The 12,683-nt window shown below is 70.9% G+C and carries 7 protein-coding genes; 6 read left to right on the forward strand and 1 reads right to left on the reverse strand.

Going from position 1 to position 12,683, the window contains the following annotated elements; translation table 11 throughout:
- Window positions 1-90: 90 nt before the first annotated feature.
- Entirely contained in the window at window positions 91-2,652 is a 2,562-nt protein-coding gene (locus tag ACZ60E_RS43935; RefSeq protein ID WP_469447988.1) for a DEAD/DEAH box helicase, read from the reverse strand.
- 80 nt (window positions 2,653-2,732) lie between these two features.
- Between ACZ60E_RS43935 and bldG the strand changes: the two genes are divergently transcribed.
- The 6 genes from bldG to ACZ60E_RS43965 all read left to right on the forward strand — a co-directional run bounded on the left by bldG (window position 2,733) and on the right by ACZ60E_RS43965 (window position 12,580).
- Entirely contained in the window at window positions 2,733-3,074 is a 342-nt protein-coding gene (gene bldG, locus ACZ60E_RS43940) for an anti-sigma factor antagonist BldG (protein WP_003975386.1), read from the forward strand.
- Between the two features lie 152 nt (window positions 3,075-3,226).
- Window positions 3,227-3,670, forward strand: coding sequence for an ATP-binding protein (locus ACZ60E_RS43945; RefSeq protein WP_469447989.1), 444 nt, complete (start codon window positions 3,227-3,229; stop codon window positions 3,668-3,670).
- Window positions 3,671-5,020: 1,350 nt separating this feature from the next.
- A complete protein-coding gene (locus ACZ60E_RS43950) occupies window positions 5,021-7,426 on the forward strand; it encodes a sodium-translocating pyrophosphatase (protein WP_384801538.1) in 2,406 nt (801 codons plus the stop codon).
- Window positions 7,427-7,651: 225 nt separating this feature from the next.
- Window positions 7,652-8,245, forward strand: a complete 594-nt coding sequence (locus tag ACZ60E_RS43955) for a small secreted protein (protein ID WP_384801541.1) — start codon at window positions 7,652-7,654, stop codon at window positions 8,243-8,245.
- A gap of 156 nt (window positions 8,246-8,401) precedes the next feature.
- Complete coding sequence (locus ACZ60E_RS43960) at window positions 8,402-9,922, forward strand: DUF7059 domain-containing protein (protein ID WP_469447990.1); 1,521 nt, start codon at window positions 8,402-8,404, stop codon at window positions 9,920-9,922.
- Between the two features lie 312 nt (window positions 9,923-10,234).
- Window positions 10,235-12,580 (forward strand): serine/threonine-protein kinase, encoded by a 2,346-nt coding sequence (locus ACZ60E_RS43965; RefSeq protein ID WP_469447991.1) that lies wholly within the window; start codon window positions 10,235-10,237, stop codon window positions 12,578-12,580.
- Window positions 12,581-12,683: the final 103 nt, after the last annotated feature.

The raw sequence follows: 12,683 nt of genomic DNA on the forward strand, positions 1-12,683 counted from the left end.
GGCCGGACGAACTCCCACTCAACATCGGACAGTTCATGGCGACGTATCACGACACCATGATCCATCACGGTGATCATTTGAAGACACTGCCTAGGGCCTTGCCGCGGGATCGGTCGCGGTGACGGCGTCCGGCTGCCGGCCGTCGTCCTGTCTCTGCGCCTCCTCGGGGAGACCTTCCCCGGGGGCCGGTGGTTCCTCCGGTGCTGTCGGTGCTCCCTGCAGGAGGACTGTCAGCAGCCGGACGGCTCCCCGCTTGTGCAGCGGCTCGTTGCCGTTGCCGCACTTGGGCGACTGGATGCAGGACGGACAGCCGGCGTCGCACTCGCAGGAGGCGATGGCCTGGCGGGTGGCGGTGAGCCATTCGCGGGCGGTGTGGAAGGCGCGCTCCGCGAAGCCCGCGCCGCCCGGATGGCCGTCGTACACGAAGACCGTGGGCAGGAGGGTGTCCGGGTGCAGTGGGACGGAGACGCCGCCGATGTCCCAGCGGTCGCAGGTGGCGAAGAGCGGCAGCATGCCGATCGAGGCGTGCTCGGCGGCGTGCAGGGCGCCGCCCAGGATCTCGGGGTTCACCCGGGCGGCGTCGAGCTGGTCCTCGGTGACCGTCCACCACACGGCACGCGTACGGAGTGTGCGGGGAGGCAGATCGAGTTTCGTCTCGCCGAGCACCTCGCCGGTCATGAGACGACGACGCAGGAAGGAGACGACCTGATTGGTGACCTCGACGGAGCCGTAGCACAACCGGCCGTCACCCCAGGGGATCTCGACGTCCGTCTCCAGGACGGAGATGGCCGTGGTGTCACGGGCGACCGTCGAATACGGCGGGTTGGCCTCCGTGACCAGCGCGACCGAGTCGTCCAGGTGCAGCTCGTCGACCAGGTACGTACGGCCCTGGTGGAGGTGGACCGCGCCTTCGTGGACGGTGGTGTGCGCGGCCCCGGCGTCGACCGTGCCCAGCAGCCGTCCGGAGCCGGACTCCACGATCTGCACCGGGTTGCCGCCTCCGCCGCGGATGTCGGTCAGGTCGGCGGCCCGTTCCCGGCGGGTCCAGTGCCATGCCTTCGTGCGGCGGCGGAGCAGCTTCGCGGCCTCCAGCTGCGGCATCAGTTCGGCGGTGGCCGGACCGAAGAGGTCGAAGTCCTCCTCGGTGAGGGGGAGTTCGGACGCCGCGGCGCACAGGTGGGGCGCGAGGACGTACGGGTTGTCCGGGTCGAGGACGGTGGACTCCACCGGCTGGTCGAACAGGGCTTCCGGGTGATGGACGAGGAAGGTGTCCAGCGGATCGTCACGGGCGACCAGGACCGCGAGCGCCCCCTGTCCGGAGCGGCCCGCACGGCCCGCCTGCTGCCACAGGGACGCACGGGTGCCCGGGTAGCCGGCGATGACGACGGCGTCCAGGCCGGAGACGTCGATGCCCAGTTCGAGAGCGGTGGTGGCGGCGAGGCCGAGGAGTTCGCCGGAGTGGAGGGCGTGTTCGAGGGCGCGGCGTTCCTCGGGGAGGTAGCCGCCGCGGTAGGCGGCGACGCGACGGGCCAGGGAGCGATCGACCTCGGAGAGCCGCTCCTTGGCGATCACCGAGATCAACTCGGCCCCGCGGCGGGACCGTACGAAAGCGACCGAGCGGACCCCCTGCACGGTCAGGTCGGTGAGGAGGTCCGCGGTCTCGGCGGTGGCGGAGCGGCGCACCGGGGCGCCCTTCTCGCCGTGCAGGTCGGTGAGGGGCGGTTCCCAGAGGGCGAAGACCAGTTCCCCGCGGGGCGAGGCGTCGTCGGCGACCTCCACCACGGGCAGGCCGGTGAGGCGGGAGGCGGCGACGGACGGCTCGGCGGCGGTCGCGGAGGCCATGAGGAAGACGGGTGAGGAGCCGTAACGGGCGCACAGGCGGCGCAGCCTGCGCAGCACTTGGGCGACGTGCGACCCGAAGACGCCCCGGTAGGTGTGGCACTCGTCGATGACGACATAGCGCAGGGCGCGCAGGAAGGAGGCCCACCGGGGGTGGGAGGGGAGTATCCCGCGGTGCAGCATGTCGGGGTTGGTGAGGACGTAGTTGGCGTACTGGCGCACCCACTCGCGTTCCTCGACGGGGGTGTCCCCGTCGTAGACCGCGGAACGGACGGCGTGGCCCAGCGGATGTGAGAGTTTTTTCACGGACCGGCGCTGGTCCGCGGCGAGAGCCTTGGTCGGGGCGAGGTAGAGGGCGGTCGCGCCGCGGCCGTTCGGCGCCTCGGAACCGTCGAGGAGTGTCGACAGAACCGGGACGAGATACGCCAGGGACTTGCCGGAGGCCGTACCCGTGGAGACGATCACCGATTCGCCGTCCAGGGCGTGCTCGGCCGCGAGTGCCTGGTGGGCCCAGGGGTGTTCGATACCGGCGGACTGCACCGCCGCGACGACCTCCGAACGGATCCGGTCGGGCCACACGGCATGGCGACCCTCACGTGGGGGCAAGTGCTCCGTATGAGTGATGCGCGAAGCCCGGCTCGGCCCAGAGGCCAGCCGGTCCAGGATCTCGCCCGGCGAGGGGCGGGAGGCGGTGTCCGTCGAGGTTCGATCGGGTCGGAGATTATTGGCCATCGGCATCGAGTGTGTCACCGGCATGACGGACAATGGGCCCAAGGCGTCGTGCACGCCTGCCGGTAAGTGATTGAATGCCATCGCGGCTGGCGAACCGTCCCGGGGGCTCCGCCGAGGTGTCCCTTGGGATGACCGCTCGATAGCAAGGTGCTGGAGGATCCGTGGACCTGTCCCTGTCGACCCGTACCGTCGGCGATCGTACGGTCGTCGAGGTCGGTGGCGAAATCGATGTATATACCGCGCCCAAGTTGCGCGAACAGCTGGTCGAGCTGGTGAACGACGGCAGTTTCCACCTTGTCGTCGACATGGAGGGCGTGGACTTCCTCGACTCGACCGGTCTCGGCGTGCTGGTGGGCGGCCTGAAGCGGGTGCGTGCCCATGAGGGTTCGCTCCGTCTGGTCTGCAACCAGGAGCGCATTCTGAAGATCTTCCGCATCACCGGTCTCACCAAGGTGTTCCCGATCCACACCTCGGTCGAAGAAGCGGTGGCGGCCACCGACTGAGCGGCCACGGTCCGGCCCGTCCCTGCTGACTGGCCGGTCAGCCGTCACAGCCGAATCCCGGGCACGGCCCGGGAGGCAGAAGTCAATGGAGGGGGGTCGGGTCTCGGCGACCCGACCCCCCGACCGCACGCCCGTAGTTCCGAGGGGGATGCATGGCCACCGTTGAACTCCGCTTCAGCGCGCTGCCCGAGCACGTCAGGACCGCCCGACTGGTGGCGGCAGCGGTGGCGCGCAGGGCCGGAGTGGACGAGGCCGTCCTCGACGAGGTCAGGCTCGCCGTGGGCGAAGCCTGCACACGGGCCGTCGGCCTGCACCAAAGCGCCGGAATCTCGGCGCCGGTGCGGGTCTCGCTGATCGAGGAGGAGAAGCTGTTCTCCATCGAGGTCGGTGATGAGGCGCCGCACACGGTTCCCGGTGACAAGTCGCCGGGTGCCCATGGCGGAGCCGACGGCGCGGACGTCGAGACCGAAGAGGACGAGATGGGCCTCGCGGTCATCAGCGGCCTCGTCGACGACGTGGAAGTGACCGCCGGTGAGAACGGCGGACTGATCAGGATGAGCTGGCCCACCACGCCGCCGGCCACGCTCGTTCCCTGATCCACCCCTCTTGGTACTGCCTGAACCTTTGCGAAAGGGCCCTGCTCACCAGGGCCCTTTGGCATGTCCGGCCGCTGTCCGGCGAGGTGGCCGCAGCGTCGCCGGACAACGGCCGCGCCTGTTGCCCGGCCCCGCTGCTGCCCAGCGGAGACCGACCAGCCACGGCAGCCCGGCCTGCTGCCGCCTCGCTGCGCCGGCTGAGCAGTCGGCAAAGCGGTTCTGTCGGCCGACGGCACTGCCTTGCCGGCCGCACCGCCTCGCTGACCGCGCAGCCCGGCCCTGGTGGCCGTCTGGTCTCGCTGGACGTGTCGGCTCGCTGGTTGACCCGGGACCCGCCTCGCGCGGTCCGCGCCGTCGCTCAGGCGTCCTCTCCGGCACGTCTGTCCCCGGGCGGGGGCTTTCCCGTGGCTCCGCGTCGGACGCCCCCTCAGGTGTCGACAGCCGCCGTCTAGGGCCGTCTCCCGGAGGGGCGAGGGCACCCACCGCAGCTCGGTCGGCCCGTCGGCCGTGTCCCTGGTTTGGTCCAGTCGCCGCTGACGGCCCCGCAGGGCGCCGTCCAGAGTCCTCCGGGCCGCTGCCCCAACACCCCTCGGGTCGCCGCCCCGACAGCCATACCGGCCGTCGATCGACCGCCCCAGGCTTTGCCCTGCCAGCCACCCGAAAATCGCCTCAGGTTGCCCTGGCGGCCACTCGGTGATCGCCTCAGGGGTGGCCGCCGGTCACCCGCCGAGGCGTCCTCGCGCCACCCGGCCAGCCCATCGGCAGTGGCCCGTGAGTCGCCCGAAAGCCGACCCGGGTCCCTCGTCGGCTGCCCGTCGGGCCACTCAGCAGGCGCCCCCCAGGGCTGACCAGCTGGCCGATTACGACCCGATCGCCGCCCATGCGCCGCCCGATCCCTGGCCGGGCGCCAGCCGATCGCCGCCCCCACGCGACCTGATCACCGCCCGATCACCACCCGATCATCGCCCGATCACCGGTCATCCGCCGCCGCTCATCCGACGGTCGTCCGCCGCAGGGGCGCCACCGCTCGGCGCATGCGCGGCGCCCACCGGCCAGCCCCCCCCCGGCGCCCCCCGCGCCCTCCGGATCAAGCCACCCCCATTTCGTGAATGAATTCACGATCTGGATTTCGATCAACAATAAGATCAGCTTTACGCGGCGCCGCACGGTAATGGACCTGGCGTCAATGCGTTTGAGGCATTACCACTTTCGAGTCCCCCGGCGATCCCCGGATCATTTGCTGAAGAGCATGTGAGGGCCAATTCCGCTTACCGCGCACTGTTTTGATCAGGTTCCGGTACCTACAATCCGTCCACATCTTGAGCTCGGTCCAAGCGTCAAGGAGGACGAATGGCGGGGCTTTCTACCCCTCATCAGTTTGACCAGCCCACTACCCTCGCAGCCGCGGTACTGACGGACGACAACCGCCTCATCGTCGTGGTGATCGCGGTCGTCGCCGTTGCGGCGCTTGCCGTCGCCGGGGTCCTGGTCCGCCAGGTGCTCGCGGCGGGCGAGGGCACCGACAGCATGAAGGAGATCGCGGTCGCGATCCAGGAGGGCGCAAATGCCTACCTGGGGCGGCAGATGCGTACCCTCGGGGTATTCGCCGTCGTGGTGTTCTTCCTGCTCATGCTGCTGCCCGCGGACGACTGGAATCAGCGTGCCGGCCGATCGGTCTTCTTCTTGATCGGCGCGGCGTTCTCGGCGACCACCGGATATATCGGCATGTGGCTCGCCGTACGCAGCAATGTCCGCGTGGCCGCCGCGGCACGGGAAGCGACCCCGGCGGAGGGTGAGCCCGAAAAGGATCTCACCGCCGTCTCGCACAAAGCCATGAAGATCGCTTTCCGCACGGGCGGCGTCGTCGGCATGTTCACGGTGGGGCTCGGTCTGCTGGGCGCCTCCTGTGTGGTGCTGGTGTACGCGGCCGACGCGCCGAAGGTCCTGGAGGGTTTCGGTCTCGGCGCCGCGCTGATCGCCATGTTCATGCGTGTCGGCGGCGGCATCTTCACCAAGGCCGCCGACGTCGGCGCCGACCTGGTCGGCAAGGTCGAGCAGGGCATCCCGGAGGACGATCCGCGCAACGCCGCGACCATCGCGGACAACGTGGGCGACAACGTCGGCGACTGCGCCGGTATGGCCGCCGACCTCTTCGAGTCGTACGCCGTCACGCTCGTCGCCGCGCTGATCCTCGGCAAGGCGGCCTTCGGTGACTCCGGGCTCGCCTTCCCGCTGATCGTGCCCGCGATCGGCGTACTCACCGCGATGATCGGCATCTTCGCGGTCGCTCCGCGCCGTGCGGACCGCAGCGGGATGAGCGCCATCAACCGTGGCTTCTTCATCTCCGCGGTGATCTCGCTGGCGCTGGTGGCCGTGGCCGTCTTCGTCTATCTGCCGTCCTCGTACGCCGACCTGGACGGTGTCACCGACGAGGCCATCCTCGGCAAGTCCGGCGACCCGCGGATCCTCGCGCTCCTCGCGGTCGCCATCGGCATCGTGCTGGCCGCGCTGATCCAGCAGCTGACCGGCTACTTCACCGAGACGACCCGTCGCCCGGTGAGGGACATCGGCAAGACCTCGCTCACCGGCCCGGCCACCGTCGTCCTCGCCGGTATCTCGATCGGTCTCGAATCGGCCGTCTACACCGCGCTGCTGATCGGTCTCGGCGTCTACGGGGCTTTCCTCCTCGGCGGTACGTCGATCATGCTGGCGCTGTTCGCGGTGGCCCTCGCCGGAACGGGACTGCTCACCACGGTCGGCGTCATCGTCGCCATGGACACCTTCGGGCCGGTCTCCGACAACGCGCAGGGCATCGCCGAGATGTCGGGCGACGTCGAGGGCGCGGGCGCACAGGTGCTCACCGACCTGGACGCCGTCGGCAACACCACCAAGGCCATCACGAAGGGCATCGCCATCGCCACTGCGGTCCTGGCGGCGTCGGCGCTCTTCGGCTCGTACCGGGACGCCATCCTCACGGCCGCGAACGACGTGGGGGAGAAGGTCTCGGGCCCGAGTGCCCCGATGAACCTGATGATGGACATCTCGCAGCCCAACAACCTGGTCGGGCTCATCGCGGGCGCCGCGGTCGTCTTCCTCTTCTCGGGGCTGGCGATCAACGCGGTGTCACGGTCGGCCGGGGCCGTGGTCTACGAGGTGCGGCGGCAGTTCCGCGAGCGCCCCGGGATCATGGACTACAGCGAGAAGCCCGAGTACGGGCGCGTCGTCGACATCTGTACGAAGGACGCGCTTCGCGAGCTGACCACGCCCGGTCTGCTCGCCGTACTGACGCCGATCGCGATCGGGTTCACGCTCGGGGTGGGCGCGCTCGGCGCCTTCCTCGCGGGCGCCATCGGCACCGGCACGCTGATGGCGGTCTTCCTCGCCAACTCCGGAGGCGCGTGGGACAACGCCAAGAAGCTCGTCGAGGACGGCCACCACGGCGGCAAGGGCAGCGAGGCCCATGCCGCGACGGTGATCGGCGACACGATCGGTGACCCCTTCAAGGACACCGCGGGACCCGCGATCAACCCCCTCCTGAAGGTGATGAACCTGGTGGCGCTGCTCATCGCGCCGGCAGTGGTCAAATTCAGCTACGGCGACGACAAGAGCGTGGGCATGCGGGTCCTCATCGCGGTGCTCTCGCTCGCCGTCATCATCGGCGCGGTGTACGTGTCCAAGCGGCGCGGCATCGCGGTGGGCGACGAGGGCAACTCCGAGCGGGTGGCCAAACCGGTCGATCCGGCGGTGGTCTCGTAGACCCCGGGCCCGGCTGAGCGGATTGCGCTCAACGGGCGGGCGGACGGCGCGTACTGACGTGCCGTCCGCCCGCCCGTCTGTGCGTACGCCTGTGTGTACGCCCTGTTTCGTGAGCCTTATCTCGCCCCTTCCCTGCCTGGTGCAAATGGCTTCAATAGCGGTCCAAACGGATGTTCGTCACGGTGGTGTCGCCCGATTGGCGTGTATGTTCCGGGGCCGAGAGCCATGGAAGGGACCAACCCGGTGAACAAGAAGCTCGCGGCCGCGCTGTCCGGCGGTGCGGTACTGGTACTGGCGCTGTCGGGATGCAGCAGCAGTGACGACAACAGCGACAAGCTGAACTCCTGGGCCAAGCAGGTCTGCGACGCGGTGAAGCCGCAGGCCAAGAAGATCGCGGCCGCCAACACCGCCATCCAGCAGCAGACCTCGGACAACAGCACCCCGGCGGACGTCCAGAAGACCGACGCCCAGGCCTTCCAGGACATGTCCGACGCCTACAAGGCGATCGGCGGCGCCGTGAGCAAGGCCGGGGCGCCGGACGTGGAGGGCGGCGAGAAGAAGAAGACGGACGCCGTCAAGGAGCTCGACACGATCTCCGCGTCGTACGGCGACCTCAAGAAGCAGGTCGACGACCTCGACACGAAGGACCAGGCGAAGTTCGCCGACGGTCTGAAGGGGATCGCCACCCAGCTCGACAAGCTGAGCCAGAGCGGCAACGACGCCCTCGCGAAGCTGGAGGAGGGCGACGTGGGCAAGGCGATGGCCAAGCAGGAGAGCTGCAAGAGCGCGTCCCCGTCCGCCTCGGCGACGAAGAGCTGAACCCCGGCGCAGCCGCTGCCCGGCGCCGGGGTGCCGCTCAGGCCCTCCGGCGCGGGGTTGCGCCCCGGCGGGCGCCGTGACGCGTATCGCCGGTCAGGTGGGCGACGCGGGAGGCTGGCCGCCCGCGTGGCGCCGGGCGCGCGTCACAATGGGCGGGTGAGTAACACCAGCCTGGCACCGCTGCCCTCGTCCGACCGCACCGACGTCACCGCACGGCTGCGGGACGCCCTCCTGGGCGCCTCCTTCAGTGCCGACGGGCTGCTCGACCTGCTCGGCGCCCCCGCGTACGCGGCGCTGGCCCGCAGTGAGACCGTGCCCGCGCTCCGGGCCACCCGGGGCGACTCCCCGCTGGAAGCCCTCGTACGGCTGTTCCTGCTGCAGCAGCCCGTGCCGCACGCGCGCGTGGCGCACGTTCTGCCGGTGGAGGACTGCCTGGAGAGCGGCTGGCTGACCCGCGTCGGCGGGGACGAGGTCGCGGCGGTCGTCGACGTACGGCCGTACGGCGGACCGGGCGGCGAGGACTGGTTCATCGTCTCGGACCTCGGCTGCGCGGTCGGCGGGGCCGGCGGCATCGGCAGCCATGACGAAGGCGTCGTACTCGGCGTGGGCGGCGCGTCCACCACGCTCGCGGGCATCACCGTGCGCGGCCCCTTCGCCTCCGCGCTCGACCTCGGCACCGGTTCCGGGATCCAGGCGCTGCACGCCGCACAGCACGCCACGCGCGTGAGCGCGACCGACCTCAACCCCCGCGCGCTGCACATCACCGCGCTCACGCTCGCCCTGTCCGGGGCTCCGGCGGCCGACCTGCGCGAGGGCTCCCTCTTCGAACCGGTGGGCGACGAGACGTTCGACCTCATCGTCTCGAACCCGCCCTTCGTGATCTCTCCAGGCGCCCGGCTCACCTACCGCGACGGCGGGATGGGCGGGGACGATCTGTGCCGCACGCTCGTTCAGGAGGCGGGTGACCGTCTGAACGAAGGGGGATACGCCCAGTTCCTGGCCAACTGGCAGCACGTGGAGGGCGAGGACTGGCAGGACCGGCTGCGCTCCTGGGTGCCGCGCGGCTGCGACGCGTGGATCGTGCAGCGCGAGGTCCAGGACGTCACGCAGTACGCCGAGCTGTGGCTGCGCGACGCGGGCGACCACTACGCCGATCCCGTGGAGTACCAGGCGCGGTACGACGCCTGGCTGGACGAGTTCGAGGCGCGCAAGGTGAAGGCCGTCGGCTTCGGCTGGATCACGCTGCGCAGGTCGGACGCGGAGCTGCCCTCGGTCGTCCTGGAGGAGTGGCCGCACTCCGTCGAGCAGCCGCTCGGCGACGCCGTGCGCGCCCATTTCGAGCGGGTCGACTATCTGCGTGAACACGACGACGCGGCCCTGCTGGCGGCGCACTTCAGGCTGGTCGGCGAGGTCGTGCAGGAGCAGGTCGGGTTGCCCGGTGCCGAGGACCCGGAGCACGTCGTGCTGCGCCAGCACCGCGGGATGCGGCGAGCCACGAAGGTGGACACGGTCGGCGCCGGTTTCGCGGGCGTCTGCGACGGCACGCTGAGCGCGGGACGCATCCTGGACGCCATCGCCCAACTGGTCGGAGAGGATCCTGTGTTGCTCCGCGACCGGACGCCCGCCCAGATCCGGGTGCTGGTCGAGCAGGGATTCATCGAGCCCGCGGCGCACTGACGTCGCGGTGACGTCGCACTGACGCCGTGGGGCACCAGAAGGCACCGGGAAGCGGGCGGGAGCTGCCGGCGGGGGCGGTGCCCCGGGCCCGTCGGACGACGTGAACTCGTCGTCGTCGGCGGCCGGTCGGCAGCGGCACGACTGAGCCGGGAGCGGGACGACTGATACGTATCCGCGCCGATGAGCCCGATGTGTCGGTTCTGGCGCGATTGGTACGCAAAAGGGCTCCTGTCAGTGGTACGTGCGAAGCTACCTTCGAGAGACAGAACGCACGCGTCCTCGGGGGAGGCGCGCTGTCTCGGGGGAGGCTGCATGTCGGGGGACACGCCGGGTCGGGGTGAAGGCAGGCTGATCAGCGGGCGGTACCGGCTGCTGCGCACGCTGAGCGCGGGCGGCATGGGTCGCGTCTGGCTCGCGTACGACGAGGAGTTGGCCTGCGAGGTCTCCATGAAGGAGATCAACCTGCCCGATGTGCCGAGGGAATCGGGCGAGTCCGCGGGCGAGGGCGAGGGTTCTCCCGGACCGGCGGAGCCGGGGGTCCAGGAGCGCATCGCACGGGCCCGCAGCGAGGCACGGAACGCGGCGCGGCTGCGCGGCCACCCGCATGTGGCCACCGTGCACGACGTGTTGATGCACGAGGGGCTGCCCTGGATCGTCATGGAGTTCGTGCCGGACGCGGTCGATCTCCAGACGGTCGTCCGTCGGGCGGGCCCGCTGACACCCGTGCAGACGGCCCGGATCGGGCTCGGTGTGCTCGACGCGCTCACCGCCGGGCACCGGATCGGCATCCTCCACCGCGATGTGAAACCCGCCAACATCCTGCTGGCCCCGGACGCCTCGGGCGATCCCTACGCGCGCGTGCTGCTCACCGACTACGGCATCGCGCTGCAGCCCGAGTCCCGCGAGCCCCGGCTCACCGCCACGGCCGGCATCCTCGGTACGCCCGGGTACCTCTCGCCGGAGCGGGCCCGCGGTGAGCCGCCCACACCGGCCGCCGACATGTTCTCGCTCGGCGCGACCCTGTACGCGACGGTCGAGGGACGCGGTCCGTTCGACCGGCACGGGGAGTACGCGACCCTGACGGCCCTGCTGAGCGAGGAACCCACACCGCCGGAGCGGGCCGGTGAACTGGCGCCGGTGCTGCACGGCCTGCTGGTGAAGGACCCGGTGCGCAGGTTCTCGCCGGAGGCGGTGTCGCGCGGGCTGGAGCGGGTGCTGCAGAGCCCGGCGGGCGGGGTGTTCGGGCCGCCGCCCGGGGCGGTTCCCGGGGCCGCGGCTGCCGGGGCGGTGGCCTCCGGTGGCGGGCCCGACTGGTCGGCACCGACCCCCGGGTCCGCGCCCGCCGCGGGGCAGGGTGATCCATGGGGCGGGGCCCGGACTCCCGCCTCCACACCGGGTTCCGGGCCGCCCGGCCCGCTCCCCGAGGCCCCCGGCGGGGTGTCCCCGGCCGGGAACTCGCCGCAGTTCCCGCCCTCGCACACCCCTCAGGGCCGCAGCACTCCGCAGACACCGCACACACCGGGCGGTCCCTCTCCGCAGGGCCCGCCGGGCGGCGGGCAGGACCCCTGGCAGGGGCCCGGCGCGCAGGGGCCGTACAGGCCCTGGAATCCGTACGCGGGCGCGTCCTCCCCGCCGTACGGGAGCAGCGGATCTCCGCAGGCTCCGCAGCCCTACGGGGGCGCCGGCCCGGTCCCGCCCCACGCCGGCGGTGGGGCCCCGCCCTACGGGAGCGGTCCGACGGCGGTCACCGATGTCGGCGGTGGCCGGGACGACACGCGACGCATCCTGTCCACCGCCGCGGTCCTCACGGTCGTCTCGGCGTTGGTGCTGGTGGTCGGCGGCGTCGCACTGGCGGCCCTCACGTTCAGCGGCGACGACAAGAAGGAGGCGAAGACCGGCGGCACGACATCGCCCGCGTCGGGCGACACGGGGCCTGCCCTCCCGTACGGCGAGAAGGTGGGGCTCAAAAAGCCGTTGAAGACCGGGGACTGTGTGCGGACCGTCTGGTCCGCGACGCCGTTCAAGTCGGTGCCGAACCTCGGCGTCGTGGACTGCGCGAAGGACTGGCCGGACGGCCAGGTGGTGGCCGTGGACACGGCGGCCGACTACGCCGACGCCCACGCCGAGGGGGCGAGGCGCTGCGAGCGGCAGGGCGGGAAGATCGCCGAGGCGCTGCCCGACGCGGACGTCTACACCGTGACGCCGACGAAGCGTGGCTTCGAGGCGGCCGAGGCCCGTACGGCATGTCTCGTACTCGGACGGCATGCCGCCATCGGTGGCGCGGTGGGCCGTTTCCGGGAGGACGGGGCGCAGATGTCGGTCGGTCAGATGGGCATCGGTGACTGCTGGATCGCAGAGTTGGAGGAGGACATCTACAGGGCCTCGTTGGCCGACTGCGCCGAGCTCCACAGCGACCAGTTCATAGGCGTCGTCCCGGCCCCGGCGAACATGAACTACAAGAAGGGCATCGACAACGTGAACAAGCTCTGCAGCAACAAGTTCGAGTCGACCTGGGCGCCCGACACCGAGCATGTCGTCTACGGCTGGATAGCCGACGAGTACTCCTGGAAGCAGGGATTCACCAAGGCGGTGTGCACGGTGGGCCGTGCCGACCGCACGCAGACGAGCGGAAAGATGTCCGAGCCCGGCGCGGTGTGACGGACTCCACCCGAAGGCGTGGTCGGCTCCGTGTGCGTGCGACGGCTGGCCCCTTCCGGCCGGTGCGTACGTGGCGTGGCAGCGGAGCGGCTCGCGGTGTGGG

It is taken from the genome of Streptomyces sp. NPDC102514 (genome assembly GCF_055584525.1).